This is a genomic window from Achromobacter deleyi, from assembly GCF_016127315.1.
Lineage (GTDB): Bacteria > Pseudomonadota > Gammaproteobacteria > Burkholderiales > Burkholderiaceae_B > Achromobacter > Achromobacter insuavis_A.
Window position 1 is genome coordinate 4,464,773 of sequence record NZ_CP065997.1, and the last position, 19,794, is coordinate 4,484,566.

Here is a 19,794-nt window from a genome sequence, read left to right on the forward strand (position 1 = left end):
GTCGCGGATTAGTACTGGGCCGAGAGGCTGAAGAACACGCGGGGATCTTTGTTGCCCTGGGTCAGGACATCGGAGCTCATGGGCTTGGCCACTTCGATCGTGGCGTACAGGTTCTTGGTCAGGTTGGCGCGCATGCCGGCGCCGTAGGAAGACAGCTTGGCGCGCGTCAGCGGCGCGCTTTCGCTGCGCGACCAGATGTGGCCGCCGTCCACGAACGTGTAGACGTGCGCGCCGCTGGGCAGGAAGCGGTCGGTGGACACGGCGTAGCGCAGTTCCAGCGAGGCGGCCACGCCCGAGTCGGCGGACATTTCGCCGTCGTCGTAGCCGCGGCCGAAGTTGGGGCCGCCCAGCGCGAATTCCTCGCTGGCGAGCAGCGGGCGGGCGCTGTACTGGCCGGCGAAGGTGGCCACCAGGCTGAAGCGGTCGGACAGCTGCTGCAGGCGGGTCAGTTCGGCGGTGAGCTTCAGGAAGTCCGGGCGGCCCTTGGCGCGCGAGGCCAGCTCGTTGCCTTCCTTGGAGGCGCCCATCGCGTCCAGGCCCTGGTGCACCGTGCCGCGCACGGCGGTGATGCCGTTCCAGCTGTCGGTGCGGTCATAGCTCAGGCCGGCGCGCAGCACGCGCAGGCGGTCGCGCGTGAAGGGGGTATCGACGATGTCGGTGGCGACGTTGCGCACGTCCAGCATGCCGAAGGCGCGCAGGTTCTCCTGGCGCGACCGGATCAACGGATGGGTGATGGTGGCCGAATAGGCCTGCACGTCGCTGGCGACGTTCAGCGGCGCCAGTTCGCGGCCCGGCTCGCTCTTGGCGTAGCTGGCGGCCACGTCGACGGTGGTGCCGCTGTCGGACACCAGCATGTTGTAGTTGGCGCCCACGGCCTTGCTGCGGTAGGCCGGGAAGCCCATGCGGCCGGTCAGGGTCAGGCTGTCGGCGCGCCCGCCGAACGAGTTCAGCGTGACCTGGCCGGTCATTTCGCTCCAGCCCAGGTAGGGCGAGGCGCGGTTGTCGATGCCCAGGCGCGCGTCGACCGCCTTGCGTTCGCTGTGCACCACCAGCACCGAGCCGCCCACTTCGTTGGGCGAGGCCTCCAGCGAGGCGCGCACGGTCAGGCCGTTCAGGTCGTTGGCCAGCAGCAGCTGGCGCTCGACTTCCGCCACGTTGATGGGACGCACGCCACGCAGGCGCTGCACCAGCTTCTCGACCGCCGCCTGGGCCGGGCCGATGTCGCCGTCGTACTTCACGTCGGCGATGTAGCCCTCGACCACCAGGATGCGGAAATGTCCGTCATCGATGGTCTGCGCCGGCACGATCACGCGCGTGGTGACGTAGCCGTCATTGCGGTAGCGCAGCTCGATCTCGTTGGCCACCTTGAAGGCGTCCGCCACGGTGATGGTCTTGCCGACCAGTCCCTGGTAGAGCGGGCGCAGCGAATCGGCCGAATAGCGGGTCACGCCTTCCACGCGCATGTCGGTCAGCGTGAAGGTCAGCTTGTCGGCGCCGGCGGGCGCTTCCGTGGCGCCGCCTTGCTCCACGGTCACCGGCGGCGCGGTGGGGGTGCTTTCCGGCAGGGCGGGTTGCGGCAGCTGGCGGCCGGGTTCGGCGCCCGACGGCAGGCGCAACTGCACGTTCTGCGCGGCCACCGGTCCGGCGGCGAGCGCCAGCACCACGGCGGCAAAGCCGGCGCGCAAGGAGAAGGGAGGCTGGCGGAAAACGGCGGGGCGGCGGGAGTGGGCTAGGCGGCGCATGGATACGTAAGTGATAATTCGTTACAATCAGAATTAAAAGAAGCTATTTGATATATTTCGTAAACATCAATAAACAAAGTTTCTAAAGTTCTTTACAACTATCCGGCACTGCGGGATTCTTGCCTGGGCAATGGCATCTTTTCGGATGCTTCACAGAGAGGGCTTGCCGGCGTGCCGTCCCGGTATCTGCGGGATGTTGTTATCGGGAGACGCCGCGGCGGTTCGGTCGACGCCGCACTACCTTTTCCGGCAAGTTGCCTATGTAACAAACACTATCATGTGTGAATAATGATTGCACTTGCGAGGTTTGCCGGAATGCACGGCACGTTTGCCACAAGGAAAAATATTCATAAACCCGCGACGGTTTCGTCGCGTGTTACCAACGCGTCCCCCCGCCGGCATGAAAGAATGCGCGGCATGAACGACGCCGCCTCCCATCCGCTCCCCCCTGGCCAGCTTGCGGGCCTGCGCGTGCTGGTCGTCGAGGACCGGCCCGAAGACCGCATGCTGCTGGTCGATTTCCTGACCAGCCAGCACTGCCGGGTCTATGTGGCCGAGGATGGCAACGACGGCTACCGCAAGGCGCAGCTGGTGCAGCCGGACATCATCCTGATGGACGTGAACATGCCGGTCTGCGACGGCCTGGCGGCCTGCCGGCTGCTGAAGGCCGACCAGGCCACGCGCGCCATTCCCATCATCTTCCTGACCGCCGCCGCCCTGCCCACCGAGCGGGTGGCGGGGCTGTCGGCGGGCGCGGTCGACTACGTCGCCAAGCCGTTCGATTTCGAGGAAGTGCGCCTGCGCCTGCTGATCCACCTGCGGGTGGCGCCGATCCCGGCGCCCGCGCCGGCGCCGGTCGAGGCGGCGCCCGGGGGCGGCACCTCGGCGGTCGCCGCCGGCACCTCGCTCGACGGGGTGCTGTTCCGCGCCGCGCGCAAGCTGCTGCGCGAACGGCTCGACCACACGCCCGAGCTGGTGGCCCTGGCCCAGGCGCTGGGCACCAACGCGCGGCGCTTGAACCAGGCCTTCCGGCGCTGCGCCGGCACCACCGTGTTCGAGTTCCTGCGCGAAGAGCGCATGCGCGAGGCGCGCCGCCTGCTGTGCGAGACCGGCCTGGACATCCAGGCGATTTCACAGGCGGTGGGCTTTGGCAATCGTGGCAATTTCTCCACCGCTTTCCGCGAGCGGTTCGGCATGGCGCCGACCGCCTTGCGCCAGGAACGGGATCCGCATGCGTAGTGTTCGTCCGGGCCTGGTGGCCTGGTTGCTGTGGCTGGCGTTGTCCTGCCTGATCCTGCCCGTGCGCGCGCAGGCCGTCCAACCCGTCATCGACCTGAGCGCGGTGAGCGGCAGCCTGCCGCTGACCAGCGAACTGCGGGGCATCGAAGACAAGAGCGCCAGCCGCGACGCCAGCCAGATCCTCGATGACGCCTGGCAACCCGTGACCGCCGGCTGGTTGAACCGGGGCTATTCGGCCTCGGCGTTCTGGCTGCGGCTGGAGGTGAGCAACCCCTCCGGCAGCACCCAGGAGCGCTGGCTGTCGTTCGGCGTGCCGCGCCTGGAAGACGTGCGCTTCTACCTGTTCCCGGCAGGGCAGGCGACGCCGGCCAAGGTCCTGCTGCAAGGCAATCGCGAACCGCTGGCCGGGCGCGAGGTGCTGGCCAGCGTGTCGGTGGCGCCGCTGCGGCTCGAGCCGGGCGAGCGCATGACGGTGCTGGTGCGGGTGCAGAGCCGCTCGGCCATCGGCATGGAGCCCACCCTGCGCACGCCGGCGGCGTTCGTCAGCCAGACCCAGCGCAACACCATGCTGGTGGCGCTGCTGGTCGGCGCCCTGGCGATGGTCGGGATCTACGCCGGCCTGCTCGGCGCGGTCCAGCGCGACCCGGTGTTCCTGCTGCTGTCCGCCGCCGTCTTCATCGAGATTCTCTACAGCCTGTCGTTCCAGGGGCTGCTGTATCGCTACGTGCTGACCGACGGCGGCGAGATGGCGCTGCGCGCGCCCAGCGTCCTGGCGACGCTGGCGGCGTCGCTGTTCGCGTTCATGGCGATGCTGTTCGCCGACCTGCACCGGGTGCGCCTGTGGCGCGGGGTGTACCTGTCGCTGATCGCCGCGGGCGTCGCCGGCACGGTCTGGGCGGCGCTGGGCGACTACCGCGAGGCCGCCCAGGCGCTGATCGGCCTGATCTTCCTGTGGGCGCTGGTCTGGCTCATCTCCATGGCCGACGGCTGGCGCCGCGGCCACGCCAACGCGCGCATCTTCCTGCTGTCCTTCGCCGTCTATTGCGCCTGCCTGTTCCTGCGCGTGGCCTACATCCACGGGCTGCTGCCGGGCCGCTGGGAGGGCGGGCCGGAAGTCGCCTGGGACCTGCTGTCGGTCTCGCTGATGCTGGCCGTGCTGCTGTATGGCCGGTCGCGCCAGCATCGCCAGGAACGCCTGGCCGCCCAGCGCGAACTGGCGCAGGCGCGCGAACGCGAGCACCAGCGCCTGGACCAGGCCGTCACCGAGCGCACCCAGGCGTTGCAGGCGGCGCTGATCCTGGCCGACGAAGCCGGCCGCGTGCGCCAGGACTTCCTGGCGCGCATCAGCCATGACCTGCGCACGCCGCTGACCTCGATCATCGGTTTCGCCGACCTGATCCAGGCCGGCGGCCGCGACGACGCGCCGCGCGGCGCCGTCATCCGCCGCAGCGCCGACCACATGCTGGGCATGGTGAACGACCTGATCGACTACGCCGCGGGCGCCGGCGGCCAGGCCCTGCGCCTGGCGCCCGAGTACGTGCACGCCTTGCTCGACACCGTGGCCAAGGAATCCGCGCCCATCGCCGCCCGCCAGGATAACCGCTTCGAACTGCGGGTGGCGGACGCGCTGCCGGCCGTGCTGGAAATGGACGGCAAGCGGGTGCGGCAGGTGCTGTCCAATCTCATCGACAATGCCGCCAAGTTCACCCGCGGCGGCGTGCTGACACTGACGGCGGACTACGCCGCGCCCGGCGCGGGCGAGCCCTGCGGCTGGCTGACGCTGTCGGTGGGCGACACCGGCTGCGGCATCGCGCCGCAGGACCGGCAGCACATCTTCGAACCCTTCCAGCGGCTGTCGTCGGCCGAAAACCAGCCCGGCGTCGGGCTCGGCCTGGCCATCGTGCAGCAATGGGTGCAGCGCATGCACGGCCGCATCCAGGTCGAGAGCGAGCTGGGGCAGGGCACCACGATCCGGGTGGCGCTGCCGGTCAGGCAGGTGGACGAATCGCGCGTGTCGCATCACTACATCGCCGCCGCGGCCCATGTGCTGCCGCTGCTGGACGGAACCGGGCGGCGCATCTGGCTGGCCGAGGACACGCCGGAAATCCGCGAATTCCTGGTAGAGGAACTGGCCAGCCTGGGCTTCCAGGTGGAAAGCGAGGCCGACGGCCTGCGCATGGTGGCGCGCATCCAGGCCGACGACGCGCAGCGGCCCGACCTGGTCCTGACCGACCATCGCATGGAAGGGGCCGACGGCTCGGCCGTGCTGGCGGCCGCCCGCGCGCGCTGGCCGGACCTGCCGGTGGTGGCCGTGTCGGCCACGCCGCAGGAGGCGCCCACGCCGGATGGCGCCGGCTACGACGCCAGCCTGCTCAAGCCCATCAACCTGGTCGAGCTGCGGCACGTGCTGGGCAGGTTGCTGCACCTGCCGACGCAGCAGATTGGCCGAGAAGCGGCGCCGGCGTCGGCGCCGATGCCCTGCCTGTCGCGCGCCGAGCTGGAGCAGGTGCAGCGGCTGCTGGACATCGGCGGCATCTCGGACCTGATGGATTGGGCGCGCGCGATCCAGGCGCGCGACCCGGCCTTCACGGACTTCAGCCAGCAGGTGCAGCGCCTGGCGCGACTGGGCGACCTGGCCGCGATCGGCAAGCTGTGCGAGCGGATGCCGGTGGCGTGACCCGCACGCGGCGGCGCCCGGCGCCTTTTCGGGCGAACAGGCGCTAGGCCGGCCCCGGGCCGTCGCGGAACAGCCGTTCGCCCAGGAAATCCACGAACCCCCTGACCTTGGGCGACAGGTTGCGGTTCGACGGCCACAGCGCCTGGAAGCGGCCCGCGCCGCGCACCTGCTCGTCCAACACCGTGCGCAACGTGCCGGCCGCGAGCGCGTCGCGCGCCAGGAAGTCGGGCATGCAGCTGATGCCGAACCCCTGGATGGTGGCGCCCAGCAGGGCTTCCATGTTGTTGCAGGTGAACGCGGCCGTCAGCCGCGGCTCGGCCTCGCCGGCGGCCAGCGCCAGCGGCCATGCCTGCAGCGTGCCGGCGTTGGGGTAGCGGAACCGCACCGCCCGATGCCGTTCCAGGTCGCGCGGCCGTTGCGGCGCGCCGTGGCGCGCCAGGTAGTCCGGCGCGGCGCACAGTAGCAGCCGGAAGGTGCCCAGGGGCCGCGCCGCCAGGCGTGAATCGGGCAGGTCGCCGCTGCGGATCGCCACGTCGACGCGTTCGCCGATCAGGTCGACGATGCGGTCGTTGAAATCCATGTCCAGCTCGATGCCCGGATAGCGCGCGGCGAAGGCCGGCAGCACCGGCAGCAGGAAGTGGTAGCTCACCAGCGGCGCGCTGACGCGCAGGCGGCCGCGCGGCTCGCGCAGCGTCTGCGACAGCATGTCGTGCGCGTCGTCCAGATCTTCCAGGATGCGCTTGCAGCGCTCGTAGAACAGCCGGCCTTCCTCGGTCAATTGCATGCGGCGCGTGCTGCGCTGGAACAGGCGCACGTGCAGGTCCTGCTCCAGCCGCGCCACGGCCTTGCCCACCGCCGAGGGCGACAAGTCCAGGTCGCGGCCGGCGGCGGCAAAGCCGCCCAGCTCGGCGCTGCGGACAAAGGGCAACAAGCCGCTCAAGCGGTCCATGGCGGTTCCATTGAAGAAATTAATTCCGTGATGTGTGGATTTTTAACCTATTTATCCATCAGGAGAGCCTCTGTATCTTCAATGCCGTTCCCCTTTCATTGTGATGCCGTTCATGCCATCGACCGTTTCCCCGCCGCCCGCCGTGGCCCGCAAGATCCTGATCCTGATCGCCGTGTGCCTGGCGTGCGCGGCCATGCCGTTTACCTTCACCGGCCCCGCCATCGCGCTGCCGTCAATCGCGCGCGACCTGGGCGGCAGCCCGGTGGCGCTGAACTGGATCACCAATGCCTTCATGCTGGTGTTCGGCAGCACGCTGCTGGTGGCCGGCGCGCTGGCCGACCGCTATGGCCGCCGCCGCGTGTTCCTGGCGGGGGCCGCGATCTTCATCGCCGCTTCCGTCGGCCTGGTCTACGCGCCCGGCATCGTCGCCTTCGACCTGCTGCGCGCGGCGCAGGGCCTGGGAGGCGCGGCGATCTTCTCGGGCGGCGCGGCCGCGCTGGCGCAGGAGTTCGACGGGCCCGGCCGCATGCGCGCCTTCAGCCTGCTGGGCGCCAGCTTCGGCGCAGGCCTGTCGTTCGGGCCGATCGCCTCGGCGGTGCTGATCGAGCGCTTCGGCTGGCGCAGCATCTTCCTGCTGGTGATCGCGCTGGCCGCCATCGCGTTCGCGCTGGGCGCGCGCGGTTTGCGCGAATCGCGCGACCCCGCGGCCGGGCGCCTGGACTGGCCGGGCGCGGCCACCTTCAGCGCCGCCCTGGCGTTGCTGACGTGGGGCATCATGCGGGCGCCGCAAAGCGGCTGGGGCGATCCGTCGACGCTGGCGATGCTGGCGGCGGCGGTGGCGCTGTTCGCCGTGTTCGGCCTGATCGAACTGCGCGCGGCGCGGCCGATGCTCGACCTGACGCTGTTCCGCTACCCGCGTTTCCTGGGCGTGCAACTGCTGGCTGCCGCCCCGGCCTATGCCTTCGTGGTGCTGTTGATCCTGCTGCCGGTGCGCTTCATCGCCGTCGACGGCCTGGGCGAGATCGAGGCCGGCCGCATGATGATCGCGCTGTCCGCGCCCCTGCTGCTGTTGCCGGTGGTGGCCGGCCAGCTGACTCGCTGGCTGGCGCCGGCGCTGATCTGCGGCGCGGGGCTGCTGTTGGCGGCCGCCGGCCTGGCCTGGCTTGGCCTGGCGATGACGGCCGGGCAGGTGACGGCGCTGGTCGGCCCGATGCTGCTCATCGGCATCGGCATCAGCCTGCCGTGGGGGTTGATGGACGGCCTGGCCGTCAGCGTGGTGCCGACCGAACGGGCCGGCATGGCCACCGGCATCTTCAGCACCACGCGGGTGGCGGGCGAGGGCGTGGCGCTGGCCGTGGTCAGCGCGCTGCTGAGCGCGTTGACCGCCAACCATCTGGCCGCGGCGTTGCCCGGCGCCGCGTCGCGGGCGGCGCAAGCCGCGCAGCAACTGGTCGCGGGCGACTTCGACGCGGTGGCCGCGCTCCTGCCGGGCGTCGGGCGCGCCGCCCTGGCGCGGGCGTCGGCCGATGCCTTCGCCACGTTGTCGTGGATCCTGGCGGCGATCACGGTGCTGACGGCGCTGGTGGTGTTCCTGTTCCTCGGCAGGCCGGAGACCCGCGCGGCCGCGGCGTCGGCGGCGGCGCGGGCCTGAGCCGCGTCGCGGCTTATCCCAGCCGCATCGACAGTTCCACGTCGTCGCCGAACGGCGTCGACAGGTAGCCCGAGGCCGGCGAGCGCACCCGCGCCAGGTATTCGGGGCAATAGTCGGCGTTGTCCGCCACGATCAGCGCGCCGGGGCGCAGGCGGCTTTCCAGCAGGGCCAGCACGTCCGAATACAGCGCCTTGGCGCCATCGAGCAGCACCAGGTCGATGCGGTCCGGCAGATCGGTCGCCAGCGTCTGCAGCGCGTCGCCCTGGCGCAGTTCCACCAGGTCGGCCAGCCCGGCCTCGGCCAGGTGTTCGCCGGCCCGCGCCACCTTGGATGGCTCGAACTCGGTGGTGATCAGCCGGCCGCCGCCGTTGTCGCGCAGCGCCGCGGCCAGGTGCAGCGTCGAGATGCCGAACGAGGTGCCGAACTCGACGATGGACCGCGCCTGCGTGCTGCGCGCCAGCATGTAGAGCAACGTGCCGGTCTCGGGCGAGACGGCCAGCGGCAGGTCCTTCATGCGGCCGTAGAAGTCGCGGTAGTCGGTCTTGCTGCGCATCAGCCGCGCCTGTTCGGCGTCGGACATGTTGGCCAGCGCCGGGGCGGCCTGGGACCACGAGGCGTCGGCGTGGGTGAACAGCCGGTCGAGCAGGGCGACCAGGGAAGGGGAAGTCAGGGTATTGGTCATGAGGCGGTTTTCCAGTAGCGATTGCGGGTTTAGAATACGACGAATTCATCGCATTTCTCTATTCGCATTTCCCGAGCCGCCATGACCACACGCCGCAGCACCCGGCTTTCCGAGAGAAAACAGCCGCAGCAGACCCGTTCGGCCGAGCTGGTCGCGGCCATCCTGCAAGCCGGGGCTCAGGTTTTGGCCCAGGAAGGCGCCACGCGCTTCACCACCGCCCGGGTCGCCGAGAAAGCCGGCGTCAGCATCGGTTCGCTCTACCAGTACTTCCCCAACAAGGCCGCCATCCTGTACCGGCTGCAGACGCAGGAATGGCAGCAGACCTCGGACCTGCTGTGCCGCCTGCTTGAAGACCGCGGCCACGCGCCGCTCCAGCGGCTGCGCAACGTGGTGCACGCCTTCGTGCGCTCGGAATGCGAAGAGGCGGTGATGCGCGTGGCCCTGAACGACGCCGCGCCGCTCTACCGCGACGCGCCCGAGGCGCGCGCCACCAAGGAAGAGGGCGGCCGCATCGTGCTCGCCTTCCTGGGCGAGGCCCTGCCCAACGCGTCCGACGCCACCCGCGCGCTGGCCGGCGATCTCATCACCCACACGCTCAGCGCCGTGGGCAAGCAGTTCTCGGAGAGCCCGCGCGCCGAGGCCGAGATCGAGGCCTACGCGGACGCGCTGGCCGACATGCTGTGCGCCTATCTCGACAGCCTGGCGGGCGGCGCCGGTCCGGCGCGCCGGCAGGCCCGCAAGTCGTCCGCCAAGCCTTCCCCCTGACGCCTTTCTCTCTGATTTCCTGATTCCATGCATGATTCCCTTCCCGTTGCGCTGGTGACCGGTTCCACCTCCGGCATCGGCGCCGCCATCGCCCGGCGCCTGTCGCGCGAGGGCTATGCCGTGGTCCTGCATTCGCGCCAGTCGGCCGAGGCGGGCCGGGCGCTGGCCGCCGAGCTGGGCTCGGCGGTGTATGTGCAGGCCGATCTGGCCGTCGATGCCGACCGCGTCCGCCTGGTGCGCGAAGCGGCGGCGGCGTGGGGGCGGCTGGACGTGCTGGTCAACAACGCCGGCATCAGCCGCGTGATTCCGCATGGCGACCTGGCCGCGGCCACGCCGGCGGTCTGGCACGAGATGCACGAGGTCAACGTGGTCGCGCCGTTCCGCCTGGTGGCCGAGGCGCAGGCGGCGCTGTCGGCGGCGGCGGCGCGCGGCCGGCCGGGATGCGTGGTGAACGTCAGCTCGCATGCCGGCGTGCGGCCCAAGGGCGCGTCGATTCCCTACGCGGCGGCCAAGGCCGCGCTGAACCATGTGACGCGCCTGCTGGCGGTGACGCTGGCGCCGGACATCCGCGTCAACGCGGTGGCGCCCGGGTTGGTGGATACGCCGCTCACGCAGGACTGGACCCAGGCGCAGCAGCTATGGCGCGAACGCGCGCCGATGCGCCGCGCCGCCAGTCCGGACGACATCGCCCAGGCGGTGGCGTGGCTGGCGCAGTCCGACTACCTGACGGGCGAGATCCTGCTGTCCGACGGCGGCCTGAACCTGACGTAGCGCGCGTGCCCGGCCGCCGTCACGCGCCGGTCTGGGCCGGCGGCGCGCCCGGCACGCCTTGGCGGATGTTGCGCGAGTACTGCGCCGCGTCCTGGGTGGCGCGGGCCCGCTCGGTGTAGCGGCCGGCATCCCGATAGGCCTGCACGCTGGCGGCGCCTTCCAGGGCCCCGAGCCGGTACAGGTACTCCGGCAGATAGCCCGACAACAGCAGGCGGTAATCCAGCGGCAGGCCGGGCACGATCTTGTCGGCCAGCCGGTACACGATGGTGATGCAGTTGGCCGTCAGCGTGTTGTAGAAACGCGGCTGGCGCCGCAGGCGCGTGGCGGTGTCCACGTACGACAGCAGCAGCTTGCGCGGCGCGCCGGCCGGCATGTGGACGCGATACAGGTAGCCCTCTTCGCCGCGCACGTTGGTGCGCACCCGCAGGCTGTCTTCCTCGGCCGAGGCCAGCACCGACAGCTCGTACTGGCGGAAGAAGCCGCCGATCTCCGAGAACGTGTCGTTGCGCTTGCGGCGGATCTCCACCGAGAACACCACGTATTGGCCGTCGGTGAAGCCGAACGACACCAGCGCGTGCGCGATCGCCGGCCGGCCCCAATACGACAGCGCCAGGTCCACCGTGGCCAGCGTCGACAGATCGTAGCGGCGGGTTTCCCAGCGCGCGTCGAAGTCGGTGCGCGAGCGCCAGTCGAAGTTGCGCACGTTGTGCAGTGTCAGGCGGTCGCCGTCCACTTCGCCGTAGGTGGTGCGGGCCACTTCGGGCATCCAGTCGCGGTCGTTGGATGGCCGCATGCCCCACATCCACCAGATCAGCAGGATCAGCAGCATCGCGCCGAACACCACGGCCGGCAGCCGGTGGCCCCAGGCCAGTCCGGCCAGCGCGGCGGCGGCCACTGCCAGCCAGGCCAGCGGCGCCAGCACGCGGGCACGGCTCCGCCCGGGCGACTGGAACCACAGCGCCAGCGCGCCCCACAGGGCGCCGGCGACGATCATGGCCGCCCCGAGCAGCGTCAGCGCCGTCATGACTGGGTCTGGGCGTTGCGGGCGACGGCCTCGCGGTCCTGGCGGCGCCAGCCGGCGCGCAGCGCCGCGATCTGGCGGATCGCCGCCTGCGACATCTTCCACCAGCCGAAGGGCCGCGGATCGGCCAGCATGCTGAGCGCGCGCGTGTAGTCCAGCGTCAGGCCCGGGGTCCAGGCCATGGTCAGCGCGCGCTTGCGGATCTGCGCCGCCACCCACAGTTCCGGCGTGAACAGCAGCCGCCACAGCACGGCCCAGCCGGCGCCCGGGCCGTGCAGGCGGCCGACCACGCCGTCCAGCGCCGCTTCCAGCGCGGCCGACACCGAGCTGGAGCAATTGCGGTGGGTCAGGTTGTAGATCTCGGTCTGCCGGTAGTCGTCCCAGAACGCCTGCAGCTTGGCCGGGTCGTAGTTGCGGATGCGCACCTGCGTGGTCGACGGGCACCAGGCCTTCGACTCGGTGGCGTAGTCGGGCTGATAGACGCCCGGCACGTTGTTCTCGGCGGTGGCGCGCAGCAGCGTGCCGAACTGTTCGGGCGAGCGGTCGATTTCCTGGGCCGGGTACAGGCTGATGTAGACGCCCTCGGGGGATTCAAGCGCGGCATGGCCGGTGGAGATGACGCCGTTGCTGTCCACGGCGGCGATGTAGCGGTCGACCACCGGATAGTTGCGCGTCTCGGTCCTGGCCGAGCCCGACGGCGTCCATACGTGCACGGTCAGGGCGCGTTCGCCAGCCTGTGGCGGGCCGTCGAACACCTTCTGCGCCGGGCCTTCGACGCGCGTCGGCATGAAGGCCGGATCGGGATTGACGGCCAGCGCCGGGTTGGCGTCCAGGTTGCGCACGCGGCGCGCCAGCCACAGCAGCTTCAGGCCCGAGATCGCCAGGAACAGGCCGATACAGTAAGGCACCGTGCCGACGTAATGCGTGGGGTAGGGCTGGAAGAAGAAGATCGCCAGCAACACCTCGGCCACGCCCGAGGCGAACACCACGCGCCAGCGCGGGTAGCGCACCACGTAGGCGGCGATGCACTGGATCAGCCCGTCCACCAGGAACAGCAGCCCGAAAATCATCGACAGCATGAAATGCCCGTGATGATGGCCCGCTAGCACCAGGGCGCCGGCCAGCAGCACGAACACGCCCTTGGTGTAGCGCAGCACCCGCTGGCCGCCGACGCCCGACTTGGCGATGGCCAGCGTGGCGATGCCTTCGATCACCAGCAGCGCGGCAAAGAAATTCAGGGGGAAGTAGAGCGCGTTATCCAGTGCGTCGATGAAGACGAACGCCCCGGCGGCCAGCATCAGCCAGCCGCCGATCATCAGGGCGCGGGCCCGCTTGTGCAGATAGTCGACGCCAAGCAGCAGCAAGACCAGATGGCTCATGGGGGCAGGCTCTCCATGCAAAAGCGCGATGCCACGGATGGCGGGTATCGCATGCAGGGTACCGCGAGCGCGGCCCGGACGTCGAGCCCGCGCCCGCGTCGGCGCCTGGCGCGCCGGCGCGGGCCGGGGCCGCTTCAGGCCATGGCCGGAATCACCCGCGGGCGCAGCGTGGCCAGCACCCAGTAGACGCCGCCGCCGATCATCACGCCGAAGAACCAGCCGTAGGTGGCCCACCACGGCGGCAACACGTCCGTGAAGTTCGGCAGGATGGTCGAGAACACGCTGCCGATGCCGGTGGCGATCAGCGCGTTGACGTTCCAGCCGCCCTGGTAGCGGTACTCGCCGTGCTCGTCATACAGCGCCGCGACATTGATGCGGCCCTTGGCCACCAGGTAATAGTCCACCAGGATGATGCCCAGCAGCGGGCCCATGGTGGCGCCGATGGCGTTGACGAAGTGCGCCGCGCCGCCTTCCCATGGCGCGAAGGGATACAGCACCAGGGCGATCAGCGCGGCGATGTAGCCGCCGCGCTTGAAGTCGATGCGCTTGGGGAACACGTTCGAGATGTCGAACGCGGCCGACACGAAGTTCGCCACCACGTTGATGCCCAGCGTGGCCACCGCGAAGGTCAGGGCGGCCAGCAGCGCCAGCACCCAGCTGTCGAACTTGGTGGAGATCTGTTCGGGGTGCAGCAGCACTTCGCCGTAGACCTTGTAGGCGGCGATGGTGGTGACGCCCGCCACCAGCGAGAAGGCCACCAGGTTCACCGGCAGGCCCCACAGGTTGCCGCGCTTGACCGCCTGCTTGTCGCGGGCATAGCGCGAGAAATCGCAGAAATTCAGGTACAGCGCCGCGAAGTAGGTGATCCAGGTCGCGCCCACCGCCATCAGCGCCCAGAAGCTGCCCGGCGCGCCGTTCACGCCCGCGTCGCGGGTCTTGTCGAGCAGCACGTCCATCGGAATGCCGTGGTCGAGGCTGAAGCCGCCGGCCTTCACGCACAGCCCCACCGCCAGCACCAGCATGGCGATCCACACGGCCGGGCCGGCCCAATCCTGGAACCGGCGCACCGTTTCCATGCCTTTCTGGATGATGAGCAATTGCAGCGCCCAGATGCCGACGTAGCAGATCAACTCCAGCCCCGAATGCCCCAGCCAGTGCGTGTTCTGGTGGAAAGCCAGCAGGCTGTCGTTGCGCACCAGCAGCGCGACGATGGCGCCCGAGGCCGCCGCGGTCTGCGCGCCGTACCAGAAGCACGCCACCACCGCGCGCACCAGCGCCGCCAGGTTGGCGCCCCAGATGCCGAACGAGGCGCGCGCCAGGACGGGGTAGGGCACGCCGGTCTTTTCGCCGGCATAGCCCATCAGGTTCATGAGGAAGAAGATCACCAGCGAGCTCAAGCCGATGGCGATCAGGAAGTTGACGAAGCTGCCGCACAGCAGGAACAGGCTGGCGGCCAGGTAGTAGCCCCACAGGCTGTGCACGTCCGAGGTCCAGACGTTGAAGATGCTGAAGGCGCCCCAGCGGCGGTCTTTCGTGGGGGCCAGGTCCTCGTTGTAGAGACCGGGCGACGGATTTCGGATATCGATGGCGAGCTCCCTGACCCAGGTGTGGGCATGGCCGTAAAGGAAGCCGGGCGGACCAATACAGCAGCAACACTTGGACGGAGCCTGGCGCGTACTATGGTGTGCAAAGAGTGTATACAACCTTTGCGCCAATGCGCCCCTGGGGTTTTCCCTTCCGAGTCAGGCAAGCGCACGGGCAGGGCCGGCTGCGCGTGCGCCGGCCGACGGGCGCGGCGGCAAGGCGCCGCGACGGACTTGCGTGGGCCAGGTCGGGAAGGTCAGCCCGGCAGCGCGCCGCGCAGCCACTGGCTGGCCAGGTCCAGCACGATGTGCTCCTGCTCGCGGTGCGGCACGTGGCCGCAGTTTTCCAGCAGCGCCTGCTTGCCGCCGGTCAGGCGGGCGATGATCTCGGGATGCGCGGCCGAGCCGTACTCGTCCACCTCGCCATGCAGCGCCAGCACCGGGCAGGCGACCTGGCGCAGCGTGTCGTCCAGGTTCCAGTCGGCGAAGGCGGGCGACAGCCAGGTGTCGACCCAGGCGCTCAGGACCCAGGCGGCCTTGTCGCCGTGATACTTCTTCAGGCGGTCCAGCTGGCCGGGCTCGGCGAAGTTGCGCTGCGCCGCGCGGATGCCGTCGAGCGTGCGGTCTTCGGCGAAGGTCTGGGCGGACTCGGTGATCAGCGCCCGGCAATCCTCGGGATGGGCGGCCGCGCAGCAGATGCCCATGCCGCCGCCGACGCTGTGGCCGAAGGCGATGAAGGGGCCGATGTCGAGCGCCCGGCGCAGCGCCTGGAAGCCATCGGTGGCCTCGGCCTCGACGAAGCCCGTGACGAGCGTGGCGGGGTTGGGATCGGAGCGGCCAAAGCCGAGCCGGTCGTAGGCGATGACGGCGCGGCCGGTCGCCGCGGCCAGGTGCTCGGGGAAGTCGCGCCACAGGTCGACGCAGCCCAGCGAATCATGCAGCAGCACGATCGGCGCCACGCCCGCGCCCCGGCCGGCGGGGTCCCAGCGCCGCGCGAAGAGGCGGCCTTGCTGGGTGGGCACGTAGACATCCTGGCTGGCGATCGACGACATGGTGGGGTCCTGGAAAGCAAAAAGGCGCCGCGGCGCCGTTCGGGGGAATCCCGGGATTATAGGAAACCGCCCGCGCTATTCCTCGGCGGTCCACTCGACCTGCACGCCCAGGCTGCGCAGGTTCTCGACGAAGCGCGGGTGGGCGCGGCGGATCGGGGTGGCGTTGCGGATCTCGGAGCGCCCCTCGATGCTGCTGGCGATCATGAACAGCGCGATCGCCACGCGGATGATGTAGGGGCTTTCGACCACCGCCGGCGTCAGCGGATTGCCGCCGAAGGTGATGACGCGGTGCGGGTCCGACGAGAACACGTGCGCGCCGAACTTGGACAGCTCGCCGGTCCAGCCCAGCGCGCCGTCGTAGACCTTGTTCCAGAACATCGCGTTGCCCTCGGCGCACACGCCCAGCGCGATGAAGATGGGCAGCAGGTCCACCGGGAAATACGGCCAGGGCGCGGCCTCGACCTTGGTCAGCACGTTGCTGGTGAAGGGCGTCTGCACCTTCAGCGGGCCGTCGCGCAGCGCGCGCGACCAGCCGTTCTCGTGCACGATCTTCACGCCGAACTTGGCGAAGGTGCGGTCGATCAGCGGGAAGTTCGACGGCGTGCTGTTGCGCACCACCACGTCACCGCCGGTGATCGCGCCCAGCGCCAGGAACGTGGTGATCTCGTGGAAATCTTCCTCGAAGGTGAACTCGCCGCCGCGCAGCGTGGCGCCGCCGCGCACCGTCAGGCGCGAGGTGCCGATGCCGTCGATGTCGGCGCCCATCATCGTCATGAAGCGGCAGAATTCCTGCACGTGCGGCTCGGACGCGGCATTGGTCAGCGTCGATTCGCCGGCCGCGGCGGCCGCGCACAGCACGAAGTTCTCGGTGGTGGTGACCGAGGCGTAGTCCAGCCAGTGGTGGGTCGGCTTGAGCGGCCCGGCGCTGCGCACCAGCAGCGAACCGCTGGCGCGTTCGACCTCGCCGCCGAACGAGCGGAAGATGTCGACGTGCGGATCGATCTCGCGCACGCCCAGCGTGCAGCCCTTGACGTTGTCTTCCAGCCGCGCCACGCCGAAGCGCGCCAGCAGCGGCGACACCAGCATGATGGACGAGCGCATCTCTTCCGGCAGGCGGTGGCGCGCGGCGTCGAACGTCGTGTCGCGGTGATGCAGCTCCAGCGTGCGGGTGGTCTCGTCCAGCCGCACCTCGCTGCCCAGCGTGCGGAAGATGTCGAGGATCTTGCGCACGTCGGTGATGTCGGGCACGCCGTGCAGGCGCAGCGGCTGGTCGGTCAGCAGCGTGGCGCACAGGATCGGCAGCACCGCGTTCTTGTTGGCCGACGGGATGACGCGGCCGCGCAGGGGCGTGCCGCCGTGGACGATGAGATTGGACATGGGCGAGGAGCTTGGACGACAGGTAGGGGAAAACGCGAGGGAAATTGTACCGGCATGGCCCGGGCGGCGTTTGCGGCGCCGCGGGGGCGCCACTTCACGGGCCGCGGCAAGCGCGTGACCTGGCCGGAGAACCCGTGTAAATCCGTTTATCAATTTCCGCGGTACGTTGAATATCCATACTGGCTCAGCAGTAGCGGAACATGGTAGTGCTCGCCAGCCTTTGGCACATGGATGATAACTGGAATTTCAGGGAAGAATGTGTCCTCGCTACGGGCGGCGTAATACTTTCCGGTCTCGAAAGTCACTCTGTAATCACCTGGGTTGATTGCCTGGTCCGCCGGGTAAAGCGCATTAATACGCCCGTCCTTGCCGGTAATGGCGGAATTCAATTCTTTCCATTTTTCACCTTCTTTTTTTTCAAGAATAACCGTCACGCCTTCGGATGGAATGCCGGTTTTCAGATTCAGCACATGCACGCTGATGGGGTTTTTCGGTGTTTCGGCATTCGCCGAAAGTGAAATTGCAGATGCCGCCAGAAATGCTGCTGCAATCGTATGTTTTAAATAGCAATTCATTATCAATCCTTGTTCAAAAAATGAAGAATGAGCAAGGATGGTAGTGGTGGCGGTGTAATGGGGTCAAACCTTTAAAGTTAAATTTTTGTTTAATTATTTATTCCCTGGATCACCATAAGATATCGCTTCCTTGCTTAACGGAAATGGTATTTTCATGAATAAAGTATTTCTATATTTCATTATTCCCGCGGCGCTCCTGAATAACCCGGTTTTCGCGGGTCAGGACGCTTCCCGTTCAGAAATGACGGCGGCGATGGCGTCTTCGTTGGTGAACACCGCGCTTTCCGTTTGCCACGACGAGAAAAGAACCGGCGTTGTTGCCGTTGTCGATAAAGGCGGCAACCTGGTCGCTCTGCAACGTGACGACAATGTCGGCCCTCACAATACAATCGCCGCGCAAAAAAAGGCCTACACCGCGCTTTCCACCAAAAGCGACACCCGCGAACTCGCTAAAAAGGCCGCATCAAATCCTGAAATGCAAAACCTGAATACCGTGCCCCAACTTTTGCTGTTGGGTGGCGGCGTCCCCGTCAAGTCTGGCGATATCGTCATTGGCGCAATTGGCGTGGCTGGAACAGGCGGTCCCGCCGATGATCAGCACTGCGCCCTGGAAGCGGTCAAGCGGGTGATGAATAAGTAATTCAGCCGGCCGCCGCGCAACCGCTCGCGCGGAAATTCCAGGCCACAGAGAATTTCAGGATGAATTAAGCGATTCCCATTATGATTCGCAGGCTGCCATGGCATTCCCGCCGTGGCACCGTAAGCGTTCACGTCATCCAACGCGCCTTCGGACCGCCTTGCCGCGGCCGGGCGCGCCTGCGTGAACGCGGGGTCGGGCCCCGTCGGCGCAGGCGCTCCCTGCTTCGGGACCGCTACACATCATGACCCCCACTGCTTCTTCCTCCACTGCCCAGGCCACGCCGCCGCCGGATGCGCGCCGCCTGTATTTCACCGCCTTGCTGGTGGCGGCCGCGTTCTTCATGGAGAACCTGGACGGCACCGTCATCACCACCGCCGTGCCCGCCATGGCGCAGGACTTCGGCGTGCTGCCGGTGGACCTGAACCTGGGCGTCAGCGCCTATCTGCTGACCCTCGGCATCTTCATCCCCATCAGCGGCTGGATGGCCGACCGCCACGGCGCGCGCCGCGTGTTCTGCAGCGCCCTGGTGATCTTCACGCTGGCCTCGCTCGGCTGCGGCATGGTCAGCGACCTCTGGTCCTTCATCGCGCTGCGGGTGCTGCAGGGCGTGGGCGGCGCGATGATGGTGCCGGTCGGCCGCCTCGTCGTGCTGCGCAACACGCCCAAGCACGAACTGATCCGCGCCATGTCGATCCTGACGTGGCCGGCGCTGGTGGCGCCGGTGCTGGGCCCGCCCGTCGGCGGCTTCATCACCACCTACGCCTCGTGGCGCTGGATTTTCTACCTCAACTTGCCGCTCGGCCTGGCCGCGCTGGCCGCCGCCTGGGTGTTGATCCCGAGCGACCGCGCCACCGAACGGCGGCCGTTCGACTGGGCCGGCTTCCTGTGGATCGGCGGCGGCCTGTCGAGCCTGCTGTGGGCGCTGGAACTGTTCGGCGCCGCCACCCCGGCCTGGGACCGCATCGGCCTGTGGCTCGCGGCCAGCCTGGCGCTGCTGGCGCTGGGCGTGCGCCACCTGCGGCGCCACGCGCATCCCATGCTGACCCTCACGCCCTTGAAGGTCCGCGCCTACGCGGCGAATTTCTGGGGCGGTTCGCTGTTCCGCATGTCGGTCGGCGCGGTCCCTTTCCTGCTGCCGCTGATGTTCCAGGTCGGCTATGGCATGGATGCGTTTCGCGCCGGCATGCTGGTGATCGCGGTGTTCGCCGGCAATCTGACGATGAAGCTGTTCACCACGCCGGTGCTGCGCCGCTTCGGCTTCCGTCCCACCCTGCTGGGCAACGGCATTCTCAACACCACGGCGCTGACCGCGTGCGCGCTGATCGGCCCCGACATGCCGGTGGCGGCCACCGCCTTGCTGCTGTTCATCGGCGGCATGTCGCGCTCGATGCAGTTCACCGCGCTCAACACCCTGGCGTTCTCGGAGATGCCGCAGGCGCAGATGAGCGCGGCCAACACGCTGTTTTCCACCATGTCGCAACTGGCGCTGGGGATGGGCGTGGCGCTGGGCGCCATCGCCATCCGCATCGGTGAATGGGGCGTGCCGTTGCTGGGCCTGGAGAGCGCGCCGGGCGCGGCCTACCGCCTGGCGTTCCTGGTGGTGGGGCTGGTGTCGCTGATCGGCATGCTGGACACGTTCCTGCTGCCGCGCGGCGTCGGCGAAGACGTGGCGCGCAGCCGGCCGGCTTGAG

The 19,794-nt window shown here is 68.8% G+C and carries 16 protein-coding genes; 7 read left to right on the forward strand and 9 right to left on the reverse strand.

Annotated features, from left to right (window positions below; translation table 11 throughout):
* Nucleotides 1-8: 8 nt before the first annotated feature.
* Nucleotides 9-1,685 (reverse strand): ShlB/FhaC/HecB family hemolysin secretion/activation protein, encoded by a 1,677-nt coding sequence (locus I6I07_RS20325; protein ID WP_198483450.1) that lies wholly within the window; start codon nucleotides 1,683-1,685, stop codon nucleotides 9-11.
* Between the two features lie 465 nt (nucleotides 1,686-2,150).
* Here I6I07_RS20325 and I6I07_RS20330 point away from each other — a divergent pair, with 465 nt between their 5' ends.
* Nucleotides 2,151-2,981 (forward strand): DNA-binding response regulator, encoded by an 831-nt coding sequence (locus tag I6I07_RS20330; RefSeq protein ID WP_198483451.1) that lies wholly within the window; start codon nucleotides 2,151-2,153, stop codon nucleotides 2,979-2,981.
* On the forward strand, nucleotides 2,974-5,658 hold the full coding sequence (locus I6I07_RS20335; RefSeq protein WP_198483452.1) for a hybrid sensor histidine kinase/response regulator: 2,685 nt from the start codon (nucleotides 2,974-2,976) through the stop codon (nucleotides 5,656-5,658). Before I6I07_RS20330 ends, I6I07_RS20335 begins: the two co-directional genes overlap by 8 nt.
* Nucleotides 5,659-5,701: 43 nt before the next feature.
* Here the strand turns inward: I6I07_RS20335 and I6I07_RS20340 are convergent, their stop codons facing one another.
* The gene (locus I6I07_RS20340; protein WP_198483453.1) at nucleotides 5,702-6,607 is read right to left on the reverse strand and encodes a LysR family transcriptional regulator; all 906 of its coding nucleotides are present in this window, start codon (nucleotides 6,605-6,607) and stop codon (nucleotides 5,702-5,704) included.
* Nucleotides 6,608-6,719: 112 nt separating this feature from the next.
* Between I6I07_RS20340 and I6I07_RS20345 the strand changes: the two genes are divergently transcribed.
* The gene (locus I6I07_RS20345; RefSeq protein WP_198483454.1) at nucleotides 6,720-8,258 is read left to right on the forward strand and encodes an MFS transporter; all 1,539 of its coding nucleotides are present in this window, start codon (nucleotides 6,720-6,722) and stop codon (nucleotides 8,256-8,258) included.
* 13 nt (nucleotides 8,259-8,271) lie between these two features.
* Here the strand turns inward: I6I07_RS20345 and I6I07_RS20350 are convergent, their stop codons facing one another.
* Entirely contained in the window at nucleotides 8,272-8,940 is a 669-nt protein-coding gene (locus I6I07_RS20350) for an O-methyltransferase (RefSeq protein ID WP_198483455.1), read from the reverse strand.
* Between the two features lie 81 nt (nucleotides 8,941-9,021).
* On the opposite strand from I6I07_RS20350, the gene I6I07_RS20355 reads away from it, so the two are divergent.
* Nucleotides 9,022-9,705 carry a TetR family transcriptional regulator gene (locus tag I6I07_RS20355; RefSeq protein ID WP_198483456.1) on the forward strand — a complete coding sequence of 228 codons (684 nt, stop codon included), beginning with the start codon at nucleotides 9,022-9,024 and terminating at the stop codon, nucleotides 9,703-9,705.
* A gap of 27 nt (nucleotides 9,706-9,732) precedes the next feature.
* A complete protein-coding gene (locus tag I6I07_RS20360) occupies nucleotides 9,733-10,476 on the forward strand; it encodes an SDR family NAD(P)-dependent oxidoreductase (protein WP_198483457.1) in 744 nt (247 codons plus the stop codon).
* A gap of 19 nt (nucleotides 10,477-10,495) precedes the next feature.
* On the opposite strand, the gene I6I07_RS20365 is transcribed toward I6I07_RS20360, so the two are convergent.
* From I6I07_RS20365 to uraH, 6 genes are all read right to left on the reverse strand, one after another.
* The gene (locus tag I6I07_RS20365; RefSeq protein WP_198483458.1) at nucleotides 10,496-11,500 is read right to left on the reverse strand and encodes a DUF4105 domain-containing protein; all 1,005 of its coding nucleotides are present in this window, start codon (nucleotides 11,498-11,500) and stop codon (nucleotides 10,496-10,498) included.
* Nucleotides 11,497-12,876, reverse strand: a complete 1,380-nt coding sequence (locus tag I6I07_RS20370) for an HdeD family acid-resistance protein (protein ID WP_198483459.1) — start codon at nucleotides 12,874-12,876, stop codon at nucleotides 11,497-11,499. The genes I6I07_RS20365 and I6I07_RS20370 overlap by 4 nt, the downstream gene beginning before the upstream one ends.
* Before the next feature lie 134 nt (nucleotides 12,877-13,010).
* Nucleotides 13,011-14,462 carry an NCS1 family nucleobase:cation symporter-1 gene (locus I6I07_RS20375; protein ID WP_198487608.1) on the reverse strand — a complete coding sequence of 484 codons (1,452 nt, stop codon included), beginning with the start codon at nucleotides 14,460-14,462 and terminating at the stop codon, nucleotides 13,011-13,013.
* A gap of 254 nt (nucleotides 14,463-14,716) precedes the next feature.
* Nucleotides 14,717-15,511, reverse strand: coding sequence for an alpha/beta fold hydrolase (locus I6I07_RS20380; protein ID WP_198483460.1), 795 nt, complete (start codon nucleotides 15,509-15,511; stop codon nucleotides 14,717-14,719).
* Nucleotides 15,512-15,586: 75 nt separating this feature from the next.
* A complete protein-coding gene (locus I6I07_RS20385) occupies nucleotides 15,587-16,888 on the reverse strand; it encodes a UDP-N-acetylglucosamine 1-carboxyvinyltransferase (RefSeq protein WP_198483461.1) in 1,302 nt (433 codons plus the stop codon).
* A gap of 149 nt (nucleotides 16,889-17,037) precedes the next feature.
* Nucleotides 17,038-17,463: a hydroxyisourate hydrolase gene (gene uraH, locus I6I07_RS20390; RefSeq protein WP_198483462.1), complete on the reverse strand. Its 426-nt coding sequence runs from the start codon at nucleotides 17,461-17,463 to the stop codon at nucleotides 17,038-17,040.
* Nucleotides 17,464-17,617: 154 nt separating this feature from the next.
* On the opposite strand from uraH, the gene I6I07_RS20395 reads away from it, so the two are divergent.
* On the forward strand, nucleotides 17,618-18,103 hold the full coding sequence (locus tag I6I07_RS20395; protein WP_198483463.1) for a GlcG/HbpS family heme-binding protein: 486 nt from the start codon (nucleotides 17,618-17,620) through the stop codon (nucleotides 18,101-18,103).
* 241 nt (nucleotides 18,104-18,344) lie between these two features.
* Nucleotides 18,345-19,793, forward strand: a complete 1,449-nt coding sequence (locus tag I6I07_RS20400) for an MFS transporter (protein WP_198483464.1) — start codon at nucleotides 18,345-18,347, stop codon at nucleotides 19,791-19,793.
* Nucleotide 19,794: the final 1 nt, after the last annotated feature.

Excerpts from the sequence above, each read along its gene's own strand:
- I6I07_RS20340 (WP_198483453.1), bottom strand. The coding sequence starts at position 6,607 with ATGGACCGCTTGAGCGGCTTGTTGCCCTTTGTCCGCAGCGCCGAGCTG.
- I6I07_RS20355 (WP_198483456.1), top strand. The coding sequence starts at position 9,022 with ATGACCACACGCCGCAGCACCCGGCTTTCCGAGAGAAAACAGCCGCAG.
- I6I07_RS20395 (WP_198483463.1), top strand. The coding sequence starts at position 17,618 with ATGAATAAAGTATTTCTATATTTCATTATTCCCGCGGCGCTCCTGAAT.
- I6I07_RS20330 (WP_198483451.1), top strand. The coding sequence starts at position 2,151 with ATGCGCGGCATGAACGACGCCGCCTCCCATCCGCTCCCCCCTGGCCAG.
- I6I07_RS20370 (WP_198483459.1), bottom strand. The coding sequence starts at position 12,876 with ATGAGCCATCTGGTCTTGCTGCTGCTTGGCGTCGACTATCTGCACAAG.
- I6I07_RS20365 (WP_198483458.1), bottom strand. The coding sequence starts at position 11,500 with ATGACGGCGCTGACGCTGCTCGGGGCGGCCATGATCGTCGCCGGCGCC.
- I6I07_RS20350 (WP_198483455.1), bottom strand. The coding sequence starts at position 8,940 with ATGACCAATACCCTGACTTCCCCTTCCCTGGTCGCCCTGCTCGACCGG.
- I6I07_RS20400 (WP_198483464.1), top strand. The coding sequence starts at position 18,345 with ATGACCCCCACTGCTTCTTCCTCCACTGCCCAGGCCACGCCGCCGCCG.
- uraH (WP_198483462.1), bottom strand. The coding sequence starts at position 17,463 with ATGAATTGCTATTTAAAACATACGATTGCAGCAGCATTTCTGGCGGCA.
- I6I07_RS20360 (WP_198483457.1), top strand. The coding sequence starts at position 9,733 with ATGCATGATTCCCTTCCCGTTGCGCTGGTGACCGGTTCCACCTCCGGC.
- I6I07_RS20335 (WP_198483452.1), top strand. The coding sequence starts at position 2,974 with ATGCGTAGTGTTCGTCCGGGCCTGGTGGCCTGGTTGCTGTGGCTGGCG.
- I6I07_RS20385 (WP_198483461.1), bottom strand. The coding sequence starts at position 16,888 with ATGTCCAATCTCATCGTCCACGGCGGCACGCCCCTGCGCGGCCGCGTC.
- I6I07_RS20380 (WP_198483460.1), bottom strand. The coding sequence starts at position 15,511 with ATGTCGTCGATCGCCAGCCAGGATGTCTACGTGCCCACCCAGCAAGGC.
- I6I07_RS20345 (WP_198483454.1), top strand. The coding sequence starts at position 6,720 with ATGCCATCGACCGTTTCCCCGCCGCCCGCCGTGGCCCGCAAGATCCTG.